This is a genomic window from Paraburkholderia sp. DD10, assembly GCF_049177125.1.
GTDB lineage: Bacteria > Pseudomonadota > Gammaproteobacteria > Burkholderiales > Burkholderiaceae > Paraburkholderia > Paraburkholderia terricola.
Genome location: NZ_CP185392.1, coordinates 2,310,057 through 2,330,977, shown reverse-complemented (window position 1 = coordinate 2,330,977; position 20,921 = coordinate 2,310,057). Strand labels below are relative to the sequence as shown.

Below are 20,921 nucleotides of genomic sequence, written 5' to 3'. Positions count from 1 at the left end.
TCCGATAAAGCACGAGCGGATTGATTCCGTATCCCCCAATCGAACCTCACCCCGCAATCACCTGCACGTGATAAAGCCCCCAGGGCGACAACTCGAAGCGCTCCTTCAGCGGCTTGCCGGACAACTCGGGAATGTGATCCGCATCATAGGCGGCCCAGAGCGGCCCCATGCCGCCGAGCGGCAGCGGCTTCCCGTCCATATGCGTCGCCACGACGAAGCGATAAGCGCGCACTTTATCGAGCGTCGTCATCACGGCGTAGCCGTCCACCGCATGCAACAGGATTTGCGTTCCACCCGCGCCGGGCGCGCCGACGTGTTCCAGCAACGTGGTCAACAACGGACCGCTCAACCTATGCGGCCGGGCATCGTATTCGGTGGTGGGCTGGATCGTCACGGCCGGCATGCTCGCCAACAGAGGAAGATCGACGTTGTACGCTTGCGAAAACTTCACCTGATGCTTCGCCAGCAACTGATCGAATGCGGGATCGAGCGCGCCGCGATTGTGGCGCTTGATCGCGCCGCTGATCGTCAGGATGACGGGCGACGCCGCGGATGCTTCGTCATGGACATGCTGGTTGCCGAACGCGGGCGCGGCGCTTGCGCCAAGCACGGCGGCGCCGGCTAGAAATTGACGTTTGTTCATTTGCGTTGGTCAGGAACGGTGCGAAAGTGCTTTGACGTTGTAGCAGAAAACCGTTTCTTCCCCCAGCAAATGCGGAGCGTCGCGAGTGCGCCCGGGCGCATCTTGCGTCAGCTCGACGCGCTGCCGCATCCGCGCCGTCGCCGCTGAACGAGGCGGGGAACACTAATTGCTCCCTTGGGGCATGAATCGCCAGGCGGCACAAGACCCCGGCGGATTCGTTCCAATAACCAACGGAGACAAGATCATGGCTCATCATCCTACGAATCCGCCCGACCTGGCGCGTCGGAGAATGCTCGCCGCGCTGGCCGGTTCCATCGCGCTATCGGCGTGCGGAGGGGGCAGTCATGGCGGCGGCTCCGGATCGGGAACCCCTCCCGTGGTGGGCGCGATTCCGCCGGATCGCGCGAATCTGCCGCGCCCCGCGTTGCCGGATCCGGCGACGTCGGGCATCGATCACGTCGTGCTCGTCACCATGGAAAACCGCTCGTTCGACCATCTGATGGGTTGGGTGCCGAATGCCGAAAGCGCGCAGACCGGGCGCACCTTCGTCGATGCATTCGGCGAAGCGCATGCGCCGTTCGCGCTTACCGCGAACCCGGCGTATGGCTTCCAGGGCTGCGCATTCGCGGACCCGAATCACGCCTACGACGCCGGGCGCGTGCATCTCGCCAACGGCGCGATGAACGGCTTTCTGCTGACGCCGGCAACCAGCCTCACGCGCGGCGACCTGTTGCCGATCGGCTATTTCCAGTCGGCGGATCTCGACTTCTATCGCGGCGCGGTGACGCAATACACCGTGTGCGACTACTACATGAGCGGCATTCTCAGCGATACCTTTCCGAACCGCCTCTATCTGCACAGCGGCGAAACGGACCGTCTTTCGGACACGCAGGACACGTCAACCTTGCCGACCATCTGGGACCGCCTCGACGCGAAGAACGTTTCATCCACCTACTATTTCCACGACGTGCCGTTCACCGCGCTGTACGGCACGCGCTACGTCGGCCGCTCGAAGCTGATCGCCGACTTTCTCTCCGACGCCGCCGCGGGCACGTTGCCGTCGTTCTGCATGGTCGATCCGAGGTTCGGCGGCGAAGCGCAGGGCACCTCGAACGACGACCATCCGCATGCCGACGTGCGCAACGGCCAGGTGCTGCTGGGCCAGATCTACGACGCGCTGCGCACGAGCCCGAACTGGAGCAGGACGCTCATGATCATCGTCTATGACGAGTGGGGCGGTTTCATGGAGCATGTGGCGCCGCCCGTCAAGCCGGTGTCGGCGGCGGAGCGCGCGCTCGGCAACGACGGCCGTCTCGGCTTTCGCGTGCCGTGCATGCTGCTCGGACCGCGCGTGCGCGCGAACAACGTCTCGCGCTATCCGTTCGATCCCAGCTCCATTCACCAGTTGCTCGCCTGGCGCTTCGGCCTCGATCCGCTCGGCGTGCGAGCGAGCGACGCCACGACGTTCAACCTCGCTTATGCATTGAATCTGACGGACGCGGCGCGCACCGACGCGCCGGCGATCGCGGTGACGCAAGGCACATTCGGCGCGGCTTGCGCGAATATTGCGAGTTCGGGCACGACGGGCATCGCGCAACTGGACAGGAGCCAGGTCACGCCGGGCGCCAGCACGGCTCCTGATACGGCAATGAGTCCCGCGGGCGGCCGCTTCTCGGAACTGAGAACGAAGGCCGACGCGCTCGGCTTCCCTCAAGCGAAGTGACCTGAAGCAATCGGACGCGACCGTAGCGCGACGCGTGCCGCGCGGCGGGATCAGACCTCTTTGGTATCGAAAAGCAGCAGTTCGACGCCGGCTTGAGCAAAATTCGCCAGGTCTCCCGCCGTCGCCTGGCCTTGCGGAGAACCGAGTCCTTGCTTCAACGCTTCGAGCGAATCGAAGCTCAGGATCGCGGCGAGATGATAGGGCGAAGCGCCCTGCGGCGTGCCGACCGGTCCGGTGCTGACTTCATAGCGCCGCAAGCCGGGCAACTGTTTCGCGAGCGGCACGTGGGTCGAGTAATAGTGAGCGTCGAACGCTTCCGCGTTGGCCGGAGTTTTATAGAGCGCGACGAGCTTTGCCATGGTCATGTCTCCTGGCGCACCAGTCGAACTGGCGCGCGCCAGCATGAACGCCTCGCGCTTTGAACCGCGGGTCGCGGGGATCATGCGTGGTTGATGGGGTTCGGGCTCGCCGCCGCCTGGAGCGGTGACGAGTCCCGCATGGATTCTACGCCGGGTGCACGGGCGCGTCCGGACAGGATGGCGATCGCTTATGAGCCCGGGTATTCGGCTTCGTGAAGCTCGACGTCAGAACAGTTGTTTCTGACCGCTCATCAGCGTGATGAAGTTGTCGCGCAGCAGGGGCAGAATCGCATCGGCGACGGGTTGCAATTGCCGCGTCAGATAGTGTTCGTAATCGATCGCGGAGCGCAGCGTTTCGAGCGGCTCCGGCCCGGCGATCGTCATCACGTAGCTGATCCAGCCGCCGTTCTGATATTGCAGCGGCCGCCCCTGGCGCCGATTGAACTCGTCGGCCACGCGCGCCGCGCGCACGTGCGGCGGCACGTTGCGCTCGTAATCGCCGAGCGGCCGGCGCACCTGCTTGCGATACACGAGCTGGTCGTCGAGTTTGCCTTCGAGCGTATCGCGCACGTAGTCGCGTACGTAATCCTGATACGGCTGTTGCGTGAAAATGCGCCGATAGAGCTCCTGCTGAAACCGCTGCGCGAGCGGCGTCCAGTCGGTGCGCACGGTTTCGAGTCCTTTGTAGACGATGTCCTCGCTGCCGTCCGGCGCAACGGTCAGCCCCGCATAGCGTTTCTTGCTGCCTTCCTCGGCGCCGCGAATCGTCGGCATGAAGAAGCGCTTGTAGTGCCGCTCGAATTGCAGTTCGAGCGCGCTGTCGAGCCCGAAGCGTTCCCGCAGAGTCTGCCGCCACCACGCGTTGACATGCTCGACGATCGCGCGGCCGATGCGGCCGGCGTCTTCCTCGCTGTGCGCGTGTTTCAACCACACGAAAGTGGAATCGGTGTCGCCGTAAATCACCTCGTAGCCTTGGGCCTGAATCAGCTCGCGCGTGGCGTGCATGATTTCATGGCCGCGCATGGTGATCGACGACGCGAGGCGCGGATCGAAGAAGCGGCAACCGGTGGAGCCGAGCACGCCATAAAAGGCGTTCATGATGATCTTCAGCGCCTGCGAAAGCGGTTTGTTCTGCTCGCGCTTGGCGGCTTCGCGCCCTTGCCAGACTTGACCGACGATCGACGGCAAGCAATGGCGAGTGCGCGAAAAACGCGCACCGAGAAAGCCCGGCACCGAGCGATCGTCGCCGGGATCGAGCATGCCTTCCACGAGGCCCACGGGGTCGATCAGAAACGTGCGGATGATGGACGGATACAGGCTCTTGTAGTCGAGCACCAGCACCGAATCGTAGAGACCGGGCCGCGAATCCATCACGAAGCCGCCTGGACTCGCGGCGCCGGCCACGTCGCCGAGATTCGGCGCGACATAGCCTTGCCGATGCATGCGCGGCATGTACAGATGCGTGAATGCCGCGACCGATCCGCCGCTGCGATCCGCCGGCAAGCCGGTCACGGTTGCCCGTTCCAGCAGAAACGGCAACAACTCGGTCTTTGCGAAGATGCGCGTGACGAGCTCGCAATCCTTGAGGTTGTACCGCGCGAGGGCGGGCTTGTCCTCGTCGAAACGGCGCTGGATTTCATCCATGCGCTGATACGGATTGTCGATCGATTTACCTTCGCCCAGCACCGAACGCGCGACGTATTCGAGGCTGAACGAAGGAAAACTCCATGTTGCGGAGCGCAGCGCCTCGATGCCGTCAATGATCAGGCGCCCCGCGGCGCCGGCAAAGAAATGGTTTTGTCTGAGGCCATGCTCGCGCCATTCCATCACCGCGCCGCCGCGTCCGAGCCGCAGCGGCACGCCATATTGCTCGGCATGCTGCCGCAACACACGCAGATCGAACTGCACGAGGTTCCAGCCGATGATCGCATCGGGGTCATGCCGTTCCAGCCACAGGTTCAGCTTTTCGAGCAACTGGGCGCGGGTTTCGCAGTATTCGAGTTCGAAGTCGAGTGCGCTCGCGTCGCCGTTCGGCGGGCCGAGCATATACACCTGGCGCTGCCCGCAACCTTCGAGCGCGATCGAATAAAGCTCGGCGTGCGCACTGGTTTCGATGTCGAGCGAGACCAGCTTCAAGGACGGGCGATAACCGGTAGCCGGCTTCAATTCGCCGTTCACGAGCAGCCCGCCAGCTTGCGAATCGCCGCCGAACGATACCGGCGCGGTGATGAAGCGCTCCATCATGTAGCGCTCGGGCGGAAAGATGTCGGCTTCATACACGTCGACGCCGCCTTGCTTCAGGCGTTTCTCGAAGCCGGTCAATTGCCGATACTGCGGGCAGTACAGGCCCATGACCGGCCGATGCTGGAAGTCGCGCAAGTCGAGTGGACGCAGATCGAGCGGCGCTTCGCGGCGCAGGACCGTTTCCGCGCGCTCGCGATGTTCAACCGGAATGAACGCCACCGAAGGCTGCGGGCGCAAGCGGATGTGACGAGGCCCGCCGTCCGTTGCCAGCCAGAAATCCACTTCGGTGCCGGCGGGCGTGTCCCGCCAATGCCGGGTCAAGATGAAACCCTGTTCAAGCTCAGTCAAACCGCCACCTCTAAACGGGCGTTATCGCCTTGCGCAATTTTACCGCCATGCGTGTCGGGGCATGGCGCGCTCGGCGGGGCGTTCATGCTCGGCCACGCTGGGTGCAGGCGCGCTGCGTAATCTGTATGATCGTTTGCAGCGGTTCCTTCGGCGCACATCGTTGCGCCGGTCAAGTCTTCAAGTCTATTAAGAACGGAGAGAACACTATGACGTTGAGCAAACTTGTTGTTGTGGTCGCGGTGGCGGCAACCAGCCTGAGTGCACAGGCGCAAGTCGCCGGCACGCAACCGTTGAGCGTGACGGTCGAACAATCCACCGCGCTGTTGAGCGGCTGGAGCGTGAAGAAGAGCATTCTCGGCAAGGCGGTGTACAACGATCAGAACGAGAAGATTGGCTCGATCCGCGATCTGGTGGTCGCACCCGATGGCTCACTGTCCGCCGCGATCGTCGCCGCTGGCGGCTTCCTCGGTGTGGCCTCGCATGACGTCGCCGTGCCGATCGCCGCGCTCGATATCCGCTCGGGAAACTTCTATCTGGCCGGCGCGAGCAAAGACGCTTTGAAGGCCACGCCCGCCTTCCAGTACAACAAGGTCAAGGCGCCGCCGAAGCCTAAAAAGCTGACGGGGGAGTAACGCATCGAGCCTCTGGAATGACCGGCTCGCGGTTCAGGCGGTAGTGGAAAAGCGGCGCTTGCGGCGCGAATCGGCAAGTAGGCAACCCGATTTGCGCGCTGCAAGCGCCGCTCGCTTTTGCATTCACCGTGAATCATTCCGGCTGTTGAAGCCGGCCGGGATCAAGCCTCCAAAGCCAGCGTGGCGAATGTGCCGAGCCAATGCTCACCCATGTAGTCGCCGGCTACGTGCGGCAGCGCGCTTTGCAGATGACGCTCGGCGGCATCGAACAGGATCGTGCGGCGTATGTCGCCGGCGGGCAGCGCGCGGGCCAGCGAGCGCTGGCACCACGCGCGGCTCAGATTGAGGCCGTCGAGGTGGGCAATCTTGCCGTCGCTGCGATCCGTCACGGTGACGGGCTCGAATAAGGTCGCGGGCTTCTTTGCGCCGAGGTTCGGCAGAAAGCGACTGAACCAGTCGACGAATTGCGCGGGCGGCAAGATGCGCCGCATCAACTCCGCTTCCATCAGCGAAGGCGACAGAAATTCATCGCCGGCGGGCTCCCATGCCTGGCAGCCGACATCGTTCAGAAACCAGCGCTCGGCCGTATTGACCAGCAATGCCTCAAGCGAATCACGCGAGGTTTGCCGCGCGAAATCCAGCGTGAGCGCCAGCGCGAACGCCATGTTGAAATGCGTGCCGACGCGCAACGGGTAGGTCGCTTTCGGCAGAAACTCCTCGAAGCGTTCGACAAAGAGTTGGGTGAGCGGCGCGAAGGCCTTGGACCAGCGCGCGGCTTCGGAGAGCTTCAGCGAGTGCAGTTGCGCGCTCAGCGCAAGCAGCCAGGCCCAGCCATACGGCCGCTCGAAACCGCGGTTGTGCGGCAGCGTGAGATACGCGAGCTCACCGGCCACGTTCGCCTCGGTGAAGTGCTCGTCGACCACCGCGACGATGCGCGTGGCTTCGGGCAGGTCGGGAAAACGGTCGAGCAGATGCAGGATCAGCCAGTAGCCGTGCACGCACGAATGCCAGTCGTAGCTGCCGTAAAAGATCGGATGCAGCGCACGTGGGCTCTGCACGTCTTGCGGACCGGCCAGCGCATGAGTGAGCTTGTTGGGGTATTCGCGCGTGAGGTGGGCGAGCGCGACATTGGCGAATCTGGACGCAAGGTCGGGAGTGAGTTGGACGTTCATCGGCGCCTCTGCAAAAGCGGAATCGAATAAGTAAGACAGTATGGTGTCGGCGGTCGCCAATAGTAAAGGGATCGAGTGAAGCGACCAGGCACGCGGCTTGATTCGAAAGTGGCGGTGCGTGCCGCGAATCGGCATTCGCACCGCATGCGCAGGCCGCGCGGCCGTGGCGGTGGCCGCGGCTCGCGCGCCGGCCATTGGGCTTTTCCCGTTTTCGATTTCATCGGTGCGCTGTATCACAGTTGCCGGTTGCCGCTGACGAAATAATGGGTCCACGAAGCCAGTTAGCCAACGGCGTTTCACGCGCCCGGCATGACGGCCGTCTGGGAGATGCGCTGTGTTTAACCCGACCCTTGTCCGCACCGTATTCCGCGTTGCCGTGGTAGCCGCGTGTCTCGTCGGCTATCCGGGGCTGAAGTCGACGGCGATGGCCGCGGGCGCGGCGCCGCCGCTCGCGAAGGAGAGGCGGGTTGCGCCGGCCAATGCCGCCGCGCCGCTCGACTTTCCCGCGCTCGTGGAGCGGTACGGGCCCGCCGTCGTGAATATCAGCTCGGTCAGCGCGACGGCCCAACCAGCGCTGGCGCCGGCCTTCGCCGCGCTTGGTCCCGACGATCCGCTCGCTTCGTTCTTCAAGCGTCCGTTGCAAGCGCAGGAGTCTCAGGGCAGTCCGCCGAGCGCGATATCGGGTGTCGGTTCCGGGTTCATCATTAGCGCCGACGGCCTCATTCTGACCACGGCACATGTGGTGGATCAAGTCGACGAAGTGACGGTCACGCTGATCGACCGGCGCGAGTTCAAGGCCAGGGTGCTGCTTGTCGACGCCCAGAGCGACGTCGCCTTGATCCAGATCGACGCCGCCAAGCTGCCGACGGTCAAACTCGGCGACTCGTCGCGCGTGCGCGCCGGCGAACCCGTGCTGACGATCGGCTCGCCCGACCGCTTCCAGAATACCGTTACCGCGGGCATTGTCAGCGCCACGTCCCGCACGCTGCCGGACGGCAGCAATTTTCCGTTCTTTCAGACGGACGTGTCCGTCAACCCGGACAATTCGGGCGGCCCGCTGTTCAACCGTGCGGGCGAGGTGGTCGGCATCGCCGTGCAGGTGTATCCGGACCAGGACCGGTCCGGCCTGACGTTTGCGATCCCGATCAATCTGACGGCCAAGCTGCGATCGCAGTTGCAAACCCAGCGCAAGACGCCTTCGGGCGGTCTGGGCGTGGAGGTGCAGGACGTCGGCGCGGGGCTGGCGGGGGCCTTCGGCCTGCAGCGGCCGGCAGGCGCGTTGGTCAATGCGGTCGAGCCCGGCACGACGGCGGCCGCGATCGGCATCAAGCCCGGCGACGTCATCGTGCAATTCGGCGACAAGCCGATCGAGCGCTCCGCCGAACTCCTCGATGCCGCCGCCGCGCTGCCGCCCGGCACGAAAACCACACTCCGGCTGATCCGCAATCGAAGGCCGATGACCATGGCGGTCATGATCGGCGCAGCGGGGGAAAGCCCGAGCGTTCGACCCAACGAAGCGCGACAAAACGATGTCAGCTTGACCGAGCGCCTGGGTCTGGTCATGCATCCGCTGAGCGAGGGCGAGCGGCGCGCGAGCGGACTCGGCGTCGGTCTGATGGTGGACGAGGTTCGCGGGCCCGCCGCGGCCGCGGGCATCCAGCCCGGCGATGTCGTTCTGTCGTTCAATGGCACGCTGCTCGAATCGCCGGAGCAAGTGGCGACGCTGGAAGTCAAGGCGGGCAAACCCATTGCGGTGCTGATCCAGCGCAATAACGCGCGCCGTTTCGTGTCGGTGGAGACGAGATGAGATGAACCGCCGAGGGCATCTCCGCAAATCATCCCTTGCCGGAACGAACACCCGCTACGCCATGCCGAGTTGCTGCGCCGTCGCGTCGATGGCGTTTTTCGCCTTCGAAACGATTTCGTCGATCTCGTGCTTGTCGATGACGAGCGGCGGCGACAGCAACATCCGGTCGCCGGTGGCGCGCATGATCAGATTGCCGTTGAAGCAGAAATCGCGGCACAGGGTGCCCACGTCGCCGCCGTTGGCGAAGCGTTTGCGCGTTGCCGGCTGTTCCGCGAGTTGCAAACCGGCCACGAGACCCGCGCCGGAAATCTCGCCGATGATCGGGTGATTCGCGAAGGCGTCGCGCAATTGCTTCTGGAAATACGGACCCGACTCGCGCTTCACGCGTTCGACGATCTTCTCGTCGCGCAGCAGCTTGAGGTTGGCAACGGCGACCGCGGCGGCCACCGGATGCCCCGAGTACGTGAGCCCGTGATTGAAGTCGCCGTTCTCGATGATCGCTGTCGCCACGCGGTCATGCAGGCCCACCGCGCCCATCGGTACATAGCCGCTGGTGAGGCCCTTGGCCAGCGTGATGACATCCGGTTCGAAGCCGAAGTGCTGGTGCGCGAACCATTCGCCCGTTCGCCCAAAGCCGCCGATCACTTCGTCGGCGACGAGCAGAATGTCGTACTTGCGGCAAATGCGCTGAATTTCCGGCCAATAAGTCGAGGCCGGGAAAATCACGCCGCCCGCTCCCTGGAAAGGCTCACCGATAAACGCGGCCACCTTGTCCGCGCCGATTTCGAGGATCTTCGCTTCGAGTTGCCGCGCGCGCGCGAGCGCGAATTCCTCCGGCGTCACATCGGCTTGCGCTTCGCCGAAGAAATACGGCTGGTCGATATGCACGATATTCTCGACCTTCGAGGGCATCTGCTCGTGCATATAGCCCATGCCGCCGAGCGTGCCGCCCGCGATCGTCGAACCGTGATAACCGTTCTTGCGCGAGATCACGAACTTCTTCGCGTGCTTGCCTTGCACCGCCCAATACTGATGGACGATGCGCAATACCGTGTCGTTGCCTTCCGAGCCGCTGTTGCAATAGAAGAAGTGATTGAACGGTTCGGGCGCCAGTTCCGCGAGCAATGCCGACAGTTCGATGACAGGTGGGTGCGTGGTCTTGAAGAAGGTGTTGTAGTAGGGCAGTTCCAGCATTTGCCTGTACGCCGCATCCGCCAGTTCCTTGCGGCCATAACCGACGTTGACGCACCACAAGCCGGCCATGCCGTCGATGATCTTATTGCCTTCCGAATCCCATAGGTACACGCCGTGAGCCTTGACGATCACGCGGCTGCCGCTGCGATTCAACGCTCCCATATCCGAAAACGGATGGATGTGATGCGCGGCGTCGAGGGCGCGATAGTCGGCGGTGCTGCGCTGCGCGGCTTGCGTGGCTTGTGTGGCCTGCACTGCCGGTTGCACATAAGCGATTTCTTCTGTTCTATAGCTCATACAGACTCCAGTAGTTTTGCGTTTGCATTACCTCTGCGACAGCTTCAGACGTGCAGCAGCAAATGCCGGCGTTCCCACGAACTGATCACGCGGAAGAACGCTTCGTATTCGGTTTCCTTCAAAGCCAGGTAAGCATTGACGAACTTCTCGCCGAGTACTTCGGCAATCGGCTCGCACGCGCCCATCAACGTCAGGCCTTCTTCGAGATTGCGCGGCAACTGGTACGGCAATTCATAGCCGTCGCTAAGAAGCGGCTCCGTGGCTTCGAGCTTTTGCGTCATGCCGAGATAGCCGGCAGCGAGCGTTGCGGCAATCGCCAGATACGGATTGCAGTCCACGCCGGGAATGCGGTTCTCAATGCGGCGCGCAGCGGGGCCCGAATGCGGAATGCGGAAGCCCACCGTGCGGTTGTCGTAACCCCACGCCACATTGATCGGCGCGGCCATGAAGCGCGACAGACGCCGATACGAGTTGATGTACGGCGCGAAGATCGGCATCAGCGCGGGCGTGTACTTCTGCAAGCCGGCGATATAGCTGGTGAAAAGCGAGGTCGGCTTGCCGTCCGCACCCGTGAACATGTTGTGGCCGCTTTCCGCGTCGACGAGGCTTTGGTGCATATGCATGGCCGAGCCCGGCTCGCTTTCCATCGGCTTCGCCATGAACGTGGCGTACATCTTGTGGCGCAATGCGGCCTCGCGCACCGTGCGCTTGAACAGGAACACGCTGTCCGCGAGTTTCAACGGATCGCCGTGCATGAAGTTGATTTCCATCTGCGCCGCGCCCACTTCGTGAATCAGCGTATCCACTTCGAGTTCTTGCACCTCGCAGTACTCGTAGATGTCCTCGAAGAGCGGATCGAATTCGTTGACGGCCTCGATCGAATAGGACTGGCGGCCGGTTTCCGGACGGCCAGTACGGCCGATTGGCGGTTGCAGCGGCAAGTCCGGGTCCTTGTTCATGTCGACCAGATAGAACTCCAGCTCGGGCGCGATCACGGGGGTCCAGCCTTTGGCCTTGTACAGTTCGAGCACGCGGCGCAACACGCGGCGCGGCGAGATGGCGACGGGCGTGCCGTCGAAGTGAACGCAATCGTGAATCACCTGGGCGGTCGGATCGACGGCCCACGGAATCATGCGAATGGTGCTGGCGTCGGGAACGCACACCATGTCGGGGTCGGTGACGCCGGTGAGCGTGCCGTCGTCAGGATAGTCGCCTGTGACGGTCTGGATCATCACCGCCTGCGGCAAGCGCATGGACTCGCCGGATTCGAACTTGCTGCGCGGAATGATCTTGCCGCGCGCGATTCCGGCCATATCGGGAATGATCGCCTCGATTTCGGTGACGTGGTTCTTCTTCAGAAAATCGTCGATGTCATGCATGATTTTTCTCTCTGTTTGAGTGCGCGGCCGGCTCAGGTTTGCGTCGCGGCGGATGCCGCGCCATAGCCGGCCCTGGTGCGCATTCGATCGCGGCAGGCTTCGCCGAACGCACGAAAGATCGCGGTGGAAAGCGCGTCGCTCGCGTGCCGCCACTCCGGGTGCCACTGCACGCCCAGCGCGAAAGCGCGCGCGTCCTTCACGCTCGCCGCTTCGATCAAGCCGTCCGGCGCGGTGGCCTCGGTCATGAGGCCCGCGCCCAACCGCTCGACGCCCTGGCCGTGCAACGAATTCACACGCGCCTCGTTCGCGCCGCCCGCGAGGCGCTGCAACAAGCCGCCTCGTGTGAGCGTGATCGAATGCGACGGTGCGTATTGCACGTCGAGTTCGTCTTGCTTGTTCTCGCGGTGGTCGTTCAAACCCGCCACCGCGTGAACGCATTGATGCAACGTGCCGCCGAACGCCACGTTCATTTCCTGAAAGCCCCGGCATACGGCCAGCACCGGCACGCCCGCCGCGATCGCCGCGCGCAGGAGCGGCAGCGTGGTTGCATCGCGTGCGGCGTCGTGGAGCGTGCCCGGCGCGCTGGCATGGCCGCCGTAGTGCCGCGGCTCGACGTTCGAATAGCTGCCGGTAAACAGCAGGCCGTCGACAGTGGCGAACACGTCATCGACGGACTGACGTTCGCCGAGCGCCGGCAGCAACATTGCCAGCGCCTGCGAGCCGTCAACGATCGCGGCAATGTACTTCTCGCCGGCAACGTGCGACGGATGCGCTCCGATCATCGTTCTGTCGGCGCTGATGCCGACTAGTGGCTTCGTTTGCATGATTGATACGCGTATGTGTTCCCAGGGAACTTCTTTCGGGGCGTTGACCGACGAACCCAACGGACGCGGCGTGAACAACCTTCAACGCGGCACGATTCCGCTGCCGGGCGCAAGGCGCGCGGCCGCTGGCAGGGTGCGGGCGGTCGTCGTCAACGGAACGCGCCGCGCGTCGCGATCAGGTAGGCGGTTCGATTCGGTTCGCTGCGCCGCGCAACGGATTTGCCTTGCATGAAGTGCATGAAACGCACAGGCGACAGACGGCACCGCACGTGCGGAAACACGCGGCTCGAAACAGCGCGCTCACGCAAACGGACGAATCGAATGGCGAAAAGGAGGGAGGCGCTAGGGCAGCAGCGAGGCGACTTCGTCCGTGCGCACTGCAATGAAGGCGCGCGCGGAGATGGAGTTGTGACGTCGAACTGAACGACGCGACAGGATCGTGAAGACGGACAGAAAGCGGCGGAACGCAAGCCTGCCGTTGCTGCCGTCGGCGATGGCGCCGTCAGCGCGAGGACAACTCGGCTGACTGCGATTCCATCTCACCAAAGGGCATCGGACTCTCACGATTACACTCGACTGGCAACGTTGAAAGTATTGAACGGCCTGCTCGAAATCCGCACGGGGCGTTTAAAGAAGCAGGACGTTGGGATGATCGCCGTTGAACCCATGCGAAGTGAATTCGCTGCGCCGCAAAACACGTTTAAGCGCCTCGTGACGCTGCTGCGGCGATCGCCTGAGAACCAGCATATACGAGTCAATAACGCCGTCAATTGATTTTTATTAAAGCTTGATAAGGGCTTTCCCGAGGGTAGGAATGCGATCGCAATGGCTGCCAATGCTCATTGCGTAACACGCATTTCCGGGTTCCTTCAGGGTTTCCCCCGGCGGCGCAACGCGCAAAATGATTAGAATATTCAACACTCGGAAGCAGACGCTGCCCGAGTTCATTTCTCGACACTCCGCCTTCAATGCCAGAGAACACCGCGATGTCCATCGAAGTGGCAACCCGCTTGCAGTACATCCGCAAGAAGCACGGCTTGTCCCAGCGTGAACTGGCAAAAAGGGCGGGCGTGACCAACGGCACGATCTCGCTCATCGAGCAGAATCGCGTGAGTCCTTCGGTCGGTTCATTGAAGAAACTGCTCGAATGCATTCCGATGAGTCTCGCGGAGTTCTTTACCTTCGAGGTGGACGCGGAGCGTTCGGTGGTGTCGCGCCGGGCCGACATGGCGAATCTCGGCAATCAGTCGATCGAGTGCTATCTCGCCGGCTCCAGCGTGAAAAACCGCAGCATGGACATTCGGCGCGAGGTTTATCAGCCTCTGTCGGATACCGGGTCGCGGATGCTCGAACACGAAGGGCACGAGGGCGGCGTGGTGGTCAGCGGGCAAATCGAGTTGACCGTGAACGGCGCCACGTGGCTGCTCGATCCAGGCGACAGCTTTTATTTCGAAAGCCGTTTGCCGCATCGTTTTCACAACCCCAGTGCGGAGCGTGTCTGCGAGATCGTGTCGGCCGGTTCGCCGCCGACTTTCCGACGGGCCTTCCTGTAGAAACAACGGAGACATCGCATGGCAAACCTTCAGCCGATCAGCCGCTACCCCGTGCCTGAGCCGAGCGAATGGCCGGACGACATCCGCGCGCGCATTCTCGAAGTCCAGCAGAAAGCCGGTTTTGTGCCGAATGTATTCCTCACGCTCGCGCACCGCCCGGATGAATTTCGCGCGTTCTTCGCTTACCACGATGCGTTGATGCTGAAAGAGGGCGGCCTCACCAAAGGCGAGCGCGAGATGATCGTCGTCGCCACGAGTGCGGTGAACGATTGCCTGTATTGCGTGGTGGCGCACGGCGCGATTCTGCGCATTTACGAAAAGGCGCCGTTGCTCGCCGATCAGGTGGCCGTCAATCATCGCAAGGCGGATATCACCGCGCGTCAGAAGGCGATGCTCGATTTCGCGCTGAAGGTCTGCCGCGAATCAGGCACGGTGGATGACGCCGATTTTCAAACCCTGCGGAAACATGGTTTTTCCGACGAGGACATCTGGGACATTGCGGCGATTACCGCGTTTTTCGGTTTGTCGAACCGGATCGCCAACGTCATTTCAATGCGGCCGAACGACGAGTTCCATCTGATGGGCCGCGTACCGAAAGGCGCGGCGCAGTAAGCGCGACCGCATACGGCGGCAATAAACTTTTTGATCGGCGCTGTCGATTTGACGGCGCGCCATTCGTCGTAGCCGTAGAAGGGCACCAAATCGCTCGCCGTCGCGGCGCGCCGCTGTCGCCCTTGATCCCTTTTCATACGAGGAGATGGCTGATGACCGACCCCAACGCATCCGCACAGACACTGAAGCCGGCCCGCCTGCTGGCCGATTCCCCTCCGCGCTTTCCCGGCGAGAGCACCGAATATCGCCGCGCGCGCAACGCGTTGCTGGCCGAGGAAATCGAGTTGCGCCGCCATATCGAACGCGTCGCCGCGCAGCGCCGCGCGCTGCCGCCCGGCGGCGTCGTGCCCGAGGACTATCGCTTCGAGGGCGAGGAAGGTCCGGTGACGTTATCCGCGATGTTCGGCGCGCATGACACGCTCGTTACCTACAACTGGATGTTCGGCCCGAAGCGGGCACGGCCCTGTCCGATGTGCACGTCGCTGCTGAGCGCATACGACGGCGAAATGCCCGATATCCTGCAACGCGTGGCGTTCGCCGTGATCGGCCGCTCGCCGATCGAGAAGCTGGTCGCGTTCAAGAAAGAGCGCGGCTGGCGGCATCTGCGCTTGTATTCGTCGGCCGGCAATACCTTCAATCGCGATTACGCGGCCGAAGATCCCGATGGCGACGATAATCCCGCGTTCAACGTTTTCACGCGTTCCGGCGGCACGATTCGGCACTTCTGGGCCGAGGAGATGGGGCCGTCGACAGCGGACCCCGGCCAGGACCCGCGCGGCGCTCCTGATGTGATGCCGATCTGGACCGTGCTCGACATGACGCCCGGGGGCCGCGGCAAGGACTGGTATCCGAAGCTGGAATACGAAACCGCGCCGCGTTAGTCGGGCTTTCGCGGCGGCGCGCTCGCGCTACGGCCGCGCGCCGAGCGCATAGCTTTGCCCCAGCGCCGTTTGCAGATAAGCGCGGACGGCGCTGGCCCGCATCGGTCTGCCGAACAGATAGCCCTGCACCGCGCGAGCGCCCAGCGCCTTGACCACCTCGGCCTGCGATGACGTTTCGAGCCCTTCCACGACGCATTCGAGCCCGAGATTTCCGCACAGGTCGAGCACCGACTTGACGATCTTCTTCGACGCGCTGTTGGAATCGACGTCGGTCATGAAGCTGCGGTCGATCTTGATGGTATCGAAGGGCAGGCGATGCACGTAGCTCAGGCTCGAATAGCCGGTGCCGAAGTCGTCGAGCGACACGCGGCAGCCGGCCTGCTTGATCATCGTGAGCGCACTGTGGGCCTGCTCGAAGTCGCGCGTCACGGCGGTCTCCGTAATCTCGAACGACACGCGATGCGGCGGCACGCCGCTCGCCAGCACGATATCGATCAGGCGGCGGGCGCGCGCCGAGGTGGAGATATCGATCGCGGACAGATTGAACGACAGATACAGTTCGGACGGCCAGCGTGACACTTCATCGAGCGCCTTGCGCAGCAGCACTTCAGTGATGCGCAGAATCAGTTCGGTGCGCTCCGCGATCCGAATGAATTCTTCCGGCCTGACCGCGCCGAGCCGCGCGTTATGCCATCGCCCGAGCGCTTCCATGCCGATGGTGCGCTGCGTGAGCACGTCGTGGATCGGCTGGAATTCGAGGAACAGCTCCGACTCGAGATCGGCGTGGCGCAGTTCCTGGGTCACGAGACTCGAGCGGCGAATCCGCGTTTCGTGTTCGGTCGAGAAGATCACCGGCGTGCCGCGGCGGCTTTCCTTGCCCACGTACAGCGCGGCGTCGGCCCGTTCGAATACCTGCGCGACGGTCGTGCCCGCCTCGGGAAACGCGGCCCAGCCGATCGTTCCCGACAATTCGGCGACATTGCCGGCCACCTGGTACGGCTGACTGAGCGCGTCGCAGATGCGCTGCCCCAACGCCACCAGCGTCTCGTTCGAAAGCTGGTGTTGCGCGAGCACGCCGAATTCGTCGCCGCCGAGGCGCGCGAAGAAGATGCCCGGCTCGGCAAGCGCGAGCAGCCGCAAGCCGACTTCCTGGAGGACGAGGTCGCCGCTCGCGTGTCCGTAGATGTCGTTGACCTGCTTGAATCCGTCCAGATCGATCAGCCCGACGTTGAAGCCGCCGCCGCTGCCGAGCGCCTGTTCGGACAGCGCGCGCAACGACGCGAAGAAGCTGCGCCGGTTGGGCAGGTCGGTGAGGCTGTCGATGCTCGCGAGGCGGAAGTTGTCGTCGCTGAGCCGCTGCGTATTCTGCTGGCTCGCCTGCAATTCGCGCTGCGCGTGAACCACGCCGGCGAAGGTCCGGTAATACAGTTCGATGATGAAGGCGAGCGCGAGGCCGACCAGCGTCATGTCGACCGCCATCGCAATGAACACGGGGTAGCCGGTGAAAACCAGAAAGGTCGCGAAGCTCAGGATGACGATCGACAGCAGAAGCAGCGCGGCCGCGCGCAGGTGCATCAGGCAGAACACGCAGCCCACCACGGTGGTCGCCATATAGAACGCGACCTGGGCTTGTTCGTAAGCGGTGCCGTAGGGGAACAGCAGCAGCGACCAGGCGCTGAACGCGATGCCGAAGATGCCGGCGAGCCAGATCAGCCTGCGCAGTTCAGGCACGGCCTTGTCGTGCGTGAGAACCCGGCGCCGCACGCGCCACCATCGAACGCAACGGATGACGCAGACCGCGCAGAGCAACACGGGAATGTAGATGGACAACCAGGCGGGCGCGCTTCTCAGATGCGTGACGGCGACGGCCACCGTGTTGACGAGCAGCATGAAGTACAGCAACGGTATCTGATGGCCGAACGCCTGAAGCTGCGAACGCACCAGTTCGGGGTCGCCTTCCGCGACAGACAGCGCTTCTTTCAATCTGGCTAGCCGAACCATTCCCATCCTTTAGTGTTTGCGCCGCACACGCAGCTTTATATATCGGCAGTGCCGGTGGGACCTTGAGAGCATTTCGGGTTCGAGATCGGGCCTGAGATCGGGCTCGGCGCAGGGCGGTAAGTACGACCTCCCGGCCATCGGTTGGCGTCATTTGTGCCGCGTGATGTTGCAAGCGGAGGCGGCTTACGGCGATCCGGCGAGCGCCGCGCCTGTTGCAATATGGCGAAACCCGGCGTTTTTTTATTTCTCTCCGATTCTTTATTGCCGGGCGCGGCGCCACTGGAACGTCAAATCGCGAGGTGCAACATAACATGGCAAAAAAGCCTGTCCGCACCGCGCAGGCTTGCGCTAAAGCACTGAAATTGCAACGGATTGTGATATGGCGCGGGCCGCCGTGAAGCGCCGGAAAAACGTAAGCGCTCGATTCTTATGGCACTTTGCGGGAAAAAATCGTCAAATTCCCGCTGGGCGGGTGATACAAGGCTTACACCAAGGTTTGCGCGAATGCGCGCCTATGCGTTAGTGTGTCGGTCCCGGCGCGACAGATGTGGCGCCGGTTCCATGATTACCATACGGGAAGTGCTATGAACAAACAGGAACTGATTGATGCAGTCGCTGCAGCGACGGGCGAAAGCAAAGCGGCCACGGGCCAAACCATCGACGCGATCGTCGAAGCGGTAACCAAGGCAGTGGTGGGCGGCGATACGGTGCAACTGGTCGGTTTCGGTTCTTTCTCGACCGGCGCGCGCGCGGCACGCGTGGGCCGCAATCCGTCGACGGGCGCCGAAATCCAGATCGCCGCAGCCAAGACGGTGAAGTTCACCGCCGGCAAGGCATTCAAGGAAGCCGTCAACGCGTCGTAATGCAACGCGCCTCGCGCCGGAGCATCCACGCGCGCTGCGATAGCGCGCGGCGGACGATGTCTCGGGCGTAAGGAATCACGCGCTGCCCATCCCCGATGATGTAGCCGGATCGGCGGCTGGCGCGGCGCGTGTGTTTCGCTTGCAAGCTGTGTTGCGAACCCGGGTCGTCAACCCGGTTGCAATTTGCCGGCGCGAGATCAGCCCGCGCGGCGTTTGCGGCTTGCTTCGGCGAGGGTGTCGAGCACCGGTTCCGTCTGCGTCCAGCTCACGCAGGCATCCGTGATCGATACGCCGTAACGTAGCGGCACACCGGCCTTCAGGTCCTGACGGCCTTCTTTCAGATGACTTTCCAGCATGACGCCGATGATGCGGCGCTCGCGCTGCGAGAGTTGCCGCGCCAGATCCTGCACCACGTCCAGTTGACGCAAATGCGATTTGCCCGAGTTCGCGTGCGAACAGTCGACCATGACCTGCTCTCGCAAGCCCGCTGATCTGAGCGCCGCGCAGCTTGCCTCCACCGACGCGCTGTCGTAATTCGGCCCTTGCTTGCCGCCGCGCAGGATCACGTGCGCGTCGTCGTTGCCGCGCGTTTCGAAGATCGCGGCCATGCCCATCTTGGTCATGCCCATGAACGCATGGCTCGCGCGCGCGGCGACGATGGCGTCGGCCGCGATTTGCACGCCGCCGTCCGTGCCGTTCTTGAAACCGATCGGGCAACTCAGCCCCGACGCCAGTTGCCGATGACTCTGGCTCTCGGTCGTGCGCGCGCCGATCGCGCCCCACGCGATCAGATCGGCGATGTATTGCGGGCTCAGCAGATCGAGAAATTCCGTGGCCGTGGGCAAGCCCAGACCGTTGATGTCGAGCAGCAGTTGCCGCGCGAGGCGCAGACCCTCGTTGATGCGGTAGCTGCCGTCGAGGCGCGGATCGTTGATATAGCCCTTCCAGCCCACGGTGGTGCGCGGCTTTTCGAAGTAGACCCGCATCACGATCAGCAGATCGTTCCTGTAGGTGTCGGCCGCGACTTTCAGCTTGCGCGCGTATTCGATCGCCTGGTCGTGGTCATGAATCGAACACGGGCCGACGATCATCACGAGCCGGTCGTCACGGCCGTGGAGAATGTCGGCGATTTCCGCGCGGGTTTTCTCGACGAGCGTCTGCACCGAAAGCGGCACGGGCAACTCGTCTTGCAGCAGCGCGGGGGAAATCAGCGGACGCACCGCGCCGATCCGAACGTCGTCGATGCGCGTGGTGTCCTGGGTGGCGTCGGCCGAGCCGACTTCCTGATCGTGCAAAGGATTGTCGATGGCGCTCAAAGTGTTCTCCCGGAACCTGGGTGATGAAGTGGCCTTGCGGCCTGAATGTTGGAATGTCGCTGCGTTTTCAGCTGCCGCGATTATGACATCCGCGCTCCGGGACCAGGGTTACCTGCGCCTCACAGACGTTCGATCAACGCCATGGCCGCAGCCGGATTGCGTTCCTTGAAGCCGCTGATCACATACAGATAGACGTCGCGTGCCGCGGTTTTCGCGGGCGGCGCGGCGCTCGTTTCCAGGTCGTCCGGGGTCGTGCCCGCCGCGAATTGACGGGCGCGTTCGGCCCACGCATCGAGCGCCTTGGTGGAATAGCCTTTGGCCTGTTTGTCGGTCGTGCCCATGATGCGGGCGTACACGAATGGCGCGGTGATGTCGGCGATTTGCGGGTAATAGCTGTCGCCGGCCAGCACGACCGCGACTTTGTATTTTCTCGCGAGCGCGATGAATTCCGGCGTTTTGAAGGTGTCGTTGCGGACTTCGATTGCGTGCCTCAGCTTCTGGCCTTCGATACTGGCCGGCAGCAGTTTCAGGAAGGCTTCGAAATCTTCCTTGTCGAATTTCTTGGTCGGCGCGAATTGCCAGTTGATCGGCCCGAGCTTCTGTTTGAGCAGCAGCACGCCGCTTGCGAAAAAGCGCTCGATCGTTTCGTTGGCGTCCGCGAGAACTTTCCGGTTGGTTGAGTAGCGCGGGGCTTTCAGCGAGAAGACGAAATCGTCGGGGGTTTCCTGATACCACTTCTCGTAGCTCGACGGTTTTTGCAAACCGTAGAACGTGCCGTTGATTTCTATCGATGTGAGATGTTGGCTCGCGTATTCGAGTTCACGGCTTTGCGTGAGGTCGGACGGGTAGAAGGCGCCTCGCCACGGCGCGTAGGTCCAGCCGCCGATGCCGATTCGGATTCGGTTGCTTTTGGAGGATGGCATTGGGGGTGCCTCGGTGGTGAGTTCGCGTTGGAGGGGTAGGTTAGCGCATTGTGGTTTTTTGGGGTGGCCTATGCAACGGTTGATTGCGCTGGGTCCGAATCGGCTATCTGCTGACGCGCCCGTTGCTCGCATACACCGTTCTGCCTAAAG

General features: G+C 63.0%; 19 protein-coding genes. 8 read left to right on the top strand and 11 right to left on the bottom strand.

The genetic code is table 11. From position 1 onward, the window contains the following. Positions 1 to 46 precede the first annotated feature (46 nt). Positions 47 to 643 carry a molybdopterin-dependent oxidoreductase gene (locus tag ACOCG7_RS10610; protein ID WP_073429242.1) on the bottom strand — a complete coding sequence of 199 codons (597 nt, stop codon included), beginning with the start codon at positions 641 to 643 and terminating at the stop codon, positions 47 to 49. Positions 644 to 887: 244 nt separating this feature from the next. Between ACOCG7_RS10610 and ACOCG7_RS10605 the strand changes: the two genes are divergently transcribed. Then, entirely contained in the window at positions 888 to 2,366 is a 1,479-nt protein-coding gene (locus tag ACOCG7_RS10605) for an alkaline phosphatase family protein (protein WP_073429241.1), read from the top strand. A gap of 50 nt (positions 2,367 to 2,416) precedes the next feature. On the opposite strand, the gene ACOCG7_RS10600 is transcribed toward ACOCG7_RS10605, so the two are convergent. Continuing rightward, positions 2,417 to 2,725, bottom strand: a complete 309-nt coding sequence (locus tag ACOCG7_RS10600; protein WP_073429240.1) for an EthD family reductase — start codon at positions 2,723 to 2,725, stop codon at positions 2,417 to 2,419. A 225-nt stretch (positions 2,726 to 2,950) separates the two neighbouring features. Then, a complete protein-coding gene (locus ACOCG7_RS10595) occupies positions 2,951 to 5,317 on the bottom strand; it encodes a DNA polymerase II (protein ID WP_073429239.1) in 2,367 nt (788 codons plus the stop codon). A gap of 206 nt (positions 5,318 to 5,523) precedes the next feature. Here ACOCG7_RS10595 and ACOCG7_RS10590 point away from each other — a divergent pair, with 206 nt between their 5' ends. After that, positions 5,524 to 5,949 (top strand): PRC-barrel domain-containing protein, encoded by a 426-nt coding sequence (locus ACOCG7_RS10590; RefSeq protein WP_073429238.1) that lies wholly within the window; start codon positions 5,524 to 5,526, stop codon positions 5,947 to 5,949. A 161-nt stretch (positions 5,950 to 6,110) separates the two neighbouring features. On the opposite strand, the gene ACOCG7_RS10585 is transcribed toward ACOCG7_RS10590, so the two are convergent. Continuing rightward, positions 6,111 to 7,121, bottom strand: coding sequence for a DUF2891 domain-containing protein (locus ACOCG7_RS10585; protein ID WP_083080989.1), 1,011 nt, complete (start codon positions 7,119 to 7,121; stop codon positions 6,111 to 6,113). 334 nt (positions 7,122 to 7,455) lie between these two features. Here ACOCG7_RS10585 and ACOCG7_RS10580 point away from each other — a divergent pair, with 334 nt between their 5' ends. Continuing rightward, complete coding sequence (locus tag ACOCG7_RS10580; RefSeq protein WP_374709828.1) at positions 7,456 to 8,928, top strand: trypsin-like peptidase domain-containing protein; 1,473 nt, start codon at positions 7,456 to 7,458, stop codon at positions 8,926 to 8,928. Between the two features lie 54 nt (positions 8,929 to 8,982). Here ACOCG7_RS10580 and ACOCG7_RS10575 read toward each other — a convergent pair whose 3' ends face one another. The 4 genes from ACOCG7_RS10575 to ACOCG7_RS10560 form a co-directional block, all read right to left on the bottom strand. Beyond that, a complete protein-coding gene (locus tag ACOCG7_RS10575) occupies positions 8,983 to 10,419 on the bottom strand; it encodes an aspartate aminotransferase family protein (RefSeq protein ID WP_421375416.1) in 1,437 nt (478 codons plus the stop codon). A gap of 44 nt (positions 10,420 to 10,463) precedes the next feature. Continuing rightward, positions 10,464 to 11,798 carry a glutamine synthetase family protein gene (locus tag ACOCG7_RS10570; RefSeq protein ID WP_073429235.1) on the bottom strand — a complete coding sequence of 445 codons (1,335 nt, stop codon included), beginning with the start codon at positions 11,796 to 11,798 and terminating at the stop codon, positions 10,464 to 10,466. 32 nt (positions 11,799 to 11,830) lie between these two features. Beyond that, positions 11,831 to 12,622: a gamma-glutamyl-gamma-aminobutyrate hydrolase family protein gene (locus tag ACOCG7_RS10565; RefSeq protein WP_421375413.1), complete on the bottom strand. Its 792-nt coding sequence runs from the start codon at positions 12,620 to 12,622 to the stop codon at positions 11,831 to 11,833. A 342-nt stretch (positions 12,623 to 12,964) separates the two neighbouring features. Next, a complete protein-coding gene (locus tag ACOCG7_RS10560; RefSeq protein WP_227470429.1) occupies positions 12,965 to 13,186 on the bottom strand; it encodes a hypothetical protein in 222 nt (73 codons plus the stop codon). Positions 13,187 to 13,207: 21 nt separating this feature from the next. Between ACOCG7_RS10560 and ACOCG7_RS10555 the strand changes: the two genes are divergently transcribed. The 4 genes from ACOCG7_RS10555 to ACOCG7_RS10540 all read left to right on the top strand — a co-directional run bounded on the left by ACOCG7_RS10555 (position 13,208) and on the right by ACOCG7_RS10540 (position 15,668). Next, positions 13,208 to 13,396 (top strand): hypothetical protein, encoded by a 189-nt coding sequence (locus ACOCG7_RS10555; protein WP_143326516.1) that lies wholly within the window; start codon positions 13,208 to 13,210, stop codon positions 13,394 to 13,396. Positions 13,397 to 13,608: 212 nt separating this feature from the next. Next, a complete protein-coding gene (locus ACOCG7_RS10550) occupies positions 13,609 to 14,175 on the top strand; it encodes a cupin domain-containing protein (RefSeq protein ID WP_421375411.1) in 567 nt (188 codons plus the stop codon). Positions 14,176 to 14,193: 18 nt separating this feature from the next. Beyond that, the gene (locus ACOCG7_RS10545) at positions 14,194 to 14,787 is read left to right on the top strand and encodes a peroxidase-related enzyme (RefSeq protein WP_421375409.1); all 594 of its coding nucleotides are present in this window, start codon (positions 14,194 to 14,196) and stop codon (positions 14,785 to 14,787) included. Positions 14,788 to 14,939: 152 nt separating this feature from the next. Further along, positions 14,940 to 15,668 (top strand): DUF899 family protein, encoded by a 729-nt coding sequence (locus tag ACOCG7_RS10540; protein ID WP_310117762.1) that lies wholly within the window; start codon positions 14,940 to 14,942, stop codon positions 15,666 to 15,668. A 27-nt stretch (positions 15,669 to 15,695) separates the two neighbouring features. Here ACOCG7_RS10540 and ACOCG7_RS10535 read toward each other — a convergent pair whose 3' ends face one another. Continuing rightward, complete coding sequence (locus ACOCG7_RS10535) at positions 15,696 to 17,669, bottom strand: putative bifunctional diguanylate cyclase/phosphodiesterase (protein ID WP_421375407.1); 1,974 nt, start codon at positions 17,667 to 17,669, stop codon at positions 15,696 to 15,698. Positions 17,670 to 18,253: 584 nt separating this feature from the next. Here ACOCG7_RS10535 and ACOCG7_RS10530 point away from each other — a divergent pair. Further along, positions 18,254 to 18,532 (top strand): HU family DNA-binding protein, encoded by a 279-nt coding sequence (locus ACOCG7_RS10530; protein ID WP_006049832.1) that lies wholly within the window; start codon positions 18,254 to 18,256, stop codon positions 18,530 to 18,532. A gap of 197 nt (positions 18,533 to 18,729) precedes the next feature. Here ACOCG7_RS10530 and ACOCG7_RS10525 read toward each other — a convergent pair whose 3' ends face one another. Together ACOCG7_RS10525 and ACOCG7_RS10520 are read right to left on the bottom strand one after the other, a co-directional pair. Next, entirely contained in the window at positions 18,730 to 19,848 is a 1,119-nt protein-coding gene (locus ACOCG7_RS10525) for a 3-deoxy-7-phosphoheptulonate synthase (protein WP_421375402.1), read from the bottom strand. 119 nt (positions 19,849 to 19,967) lie between these two features. Beyond that, positions 19,968 to 20,771 carry a DUF72 domain-containing protein gene (locus ACOCG7_RS10520; RefSeq protein WP_421375400.1) on the bottom strand — a complete coding sequence of 268 codons (804 nt, stop codon included), beginning with the start codon at positions 20,769 to 20,771 and terminating at the stop codon, positions 19,968 to 19,970. Between the last annotated feature and the right edge of the window lie 150 nt (positions 20,772 to 20,921).

Coding starts and splice junctions, on each gene's coding strand:
- ACOCG7_RS10610 (WP_073429242.1), bottom strand. CDS start 643: ATGAACAAACGTCAATTTCTAGCCGGCGCCGCCGTGCTTGGCGCAAGC.
- ACOCG7_RS10605 (WP_073429241.1), top strand. CDS start 888: ATGGCTCATCATCCTACGAATCCGCCCGACCTGGCGCGTCGGAGAATG.
- ACOCG7_RS10600 (WP_073429240.1), bottom strand. CDS start 2,725: ATGGCAAAGCTCGTCGCGCTCTATAAAACTCCGGCCAACGCGGAAGCG.
- ACOCG7_RS10590 (WP_073429238.1), top strand. CDS start 5,524: ATGACGTTGAGCAAACTTGTTGTTGTGGTCGCGGTGGCGGCAACCAGC.
- ACOCG7_RS10585 (WP_083080989.1), bottom strand. CDS start 7,121: ATGAACGTCCAACTCACTCCCGACCTTGCGTCCAGATTCGCCAATGTC.
- ACOCG7_RS10575 (WP_421375416.1), bottom strand. CDS start 10,419: ATGAGCTATAGAACAGAAGAAATCGCTTATGTGCAACCGGCAGTGCAG.
- ACOCG7_RS10570 (WP_073429235.1), bottom strand. CDS start 11,798: ATGCATGACATCGACGATTTTCTGAAGAAGAACCACGTCACCGAAATC.
- ACOCG7_RS10565 (WP_421375413.1), bottom strand. CDS start 12,622: ATGCAAACGAAGCCACTAGTCGGCATCAGCGCCGACAGAACGATGATC.
- ACOCG7_RS10550 (WP_421375411.1), top strand. CDS start 13,609: ATGTCCATCGAAGTGGCAACCCGCTTGCAGTACATCCGCAAGAAGCAC.
- ACOCG7_RS10545 (WP_421375409.1), top strand. CDS start 14,194: ATGGCAAACCTTCAGCCGATCAGCCGCTACCCCGTGCCTGAGCCGAGC.
- ACOCG7_RS10540 (WP_310117762.1), top strand. CDS start 14,940: ATGACCGACCCCAACGCATCCGCACAGACACTGAAGCCGGCCCGCCTG.
- ACOCG7_RS10535 (WP_421375407.1), bottom strand. CDS start 17,669: ATGGTTCGGCTAGCCAGATTGAAAGAAGCGCTGTCTGTCGCGGAAGGC.
- ACOCG7_RS10530 (WP_006049832.1), top strand. CDS start 18,254: ATGAACAAACAGGAACTGATTGATGCAGTCGCTGCAGCGACGGGCGAA.
- ACOCG7_RS10520 (WP_421375400.1), bottom strand. CDS start 20,771: ATGCCATCCTCCAAAAGCAACCGAATCCGAATCGGCATCGGCGGCTGG.